At 47.5% G+C, this 2082-nt stretch carries 2 protein-coding genes; both read right to left on the bottom strand.

Features of this window, described 5'->3' with window-relative positions; translation table 11 throughout:
* On the bottom strand, window positions 1-1115 hold a 1115-nt coding region (gene ald / locus B7Y67_RS16095), incomplete at its 3' end, for an alanine dehydrogenase (RefSeq protein ID WP_293599497.1).
* A gap of 10 nt (window positions 1116-1125) precedes the next feature.
* The coding region (locus B7Y67_RS16100; RefSeq protein ID WP_293599498.1) for an amino acid permease at window positions 1126-2082 on the bottom strand (957 nt) is incomplete at its 5' end.

Raw genomic sequence — 2082 nt, forward strand, 5'->3', positions numbered from 1 at the left:
GCAGCCAACAACTCTTCTGCGGATACAAAATCGACCTTCTGGGCTTTAGCAACTGGCTCAGAAGTGAGATTTCCTCGATGCACACTTAAGCCATTGCGCAAATGGTGATCATGGGAGAGCGCCTTCACCATACCTCGATTAGCTAAAGCTTCAATAAACGGATAAGTCGCATTGGTCAATGCAAAGGTAGAGGTTCTCGCAACTGCACCAGGCATATTTGCTACGCAGTAATGGAGAACGTCATCTACGCTAAAGGTAGGATCAGCATGCGTAGTAGGCTTGGATGTTTCAAAACAGCCGCCTTGATCGATTGCGACATCCACCACTACTGCACCCGCCTTCATTTTGCGCACCATTTCTCTTGTCACCAGCTTTGGCGCTGCAGCCCCAGGTAGCAAGACAGCGCCGATCACAACATCCGCCTCACAAACCTCCAATTCAACCAAGAGTGGGTCAGCGTAGAAGGTTCTGACGCGATTGCCGTAGAGCATGTCAATCTGTCTTAAGCAGTCGATATTGCGATCGAAAATACAAACATCGGCACCCATACCCACAGCCATCTGCAAGGCATTACGTCCAACAACACCAGCGCCCAAGATAACCACCTTAGCAGGTGCTACACCTGGCACACCCGCCATCAAGATACCCAAACCTCCATTTGTTTTCTCAAGATGGATGGCTGCTGCTTGGATAGACATCCTGCCCGCAACTTCACTCATCGGAGCCAAAAGAGGCAGAGCACCATTACATGATGTAACCGTTTCATAAGCAATACAGCTTGCACCTGAGGCTAGCAATGCTTTGGTCTGCTGTGGGTCTGGAGCAAGATGTAAATAGGTAAAGAGGATTTGATCTTCACGCAACATAGCGCATTCTTGTGGCTGAGGCTCCTTAACCTTGACGATCATCTCTGCTTTTGCAAACACTTCGGCAGCACTATTGATCAAGGTGGCACCCGATAGGCGATAGGACTCATCGCTCAAGCCAATTTGCTCACCAGCTCCACGCTGCACCAGGACAGAATGTCCCTGTTTACATAAGCCCCTGACATTACCCGGGGTTAAGCCAACACGAAATTCATTATTTTTTACTTCTTGAGGTACGCCAACAATCATTTCAATCTCCTTATTTGAATTCACGACTCAGTTTTGTTTTGCGATGTAAGCCAACGATGTAGAACATGGCGAGATACACACCCAATAGACACGGACCCAATACCAAGGCAATCCGTGCATCCTCATGAAAGCCCATTAACACCACTACCAAGGTAATAAATGCCAATGCAAACCACGAGGAATAGGGCCACCAAGGCGTGCGATAGGCCAACTCGGCAACCTGGGATTGAGTCAGTGAGCGACGAAATTGAATTTGGGTGAGCAAGATTGCAATCCACACCATTAATCCAACAAAGGTAACTGCAGCCATAACGTACTGAAATGCTTTATCTGGAACGAAGTAGTTCAAGACCACCCCGGTCATACATACTGCTACCGTCGCCATCACCGCTCGATTTGGAACACCGTACTTAGATAGCTTGGCAAATGGGGAAGGCGCATAGCCATTCACTGAGAGCGCATATAAAAGTCGCCCACCACTGAAGATCCCAGCATTACAAGATGACAAAGCAGCAGTGATGACTACAAAGTTAATGATTCCAGCGGCCTCGCGTAATCCAATCCGCTCAAACATCACCACAAATGGGCTTCCTTGTTGCCCAACTTCATTCCAAGGGAAGATAGCCAAGATGACAAGAATCGCACCCATATAAAAAATCAAGATGCGCCATGCCAACGAATCAATTGCCATTGGAATGGTTTTGCGTGGATTCTCTGCCTCACCAGCAGATAAACCAATCATCTCAATACCAACGTATGCAAATAAGACCATCTGCAGGGAAAGCAACATTCCGCCAATACCGTTAGGGAAGAAACCACCATGCTGCCAAAGGTTGCTGAAGCCAATCGGATTCCAGTCATTGGTAAAACCAAAGAAGATGACTGAGCTTCCCAAGGCAATCATGGCCACAATTGCAACCACTTTGATGAGAGCAAACCAAAACTCAAACTCACCAAAAACTTTTAC

The organism is Polynucleobacter sp. 35-46-11, from assembly GCF_002281105.1.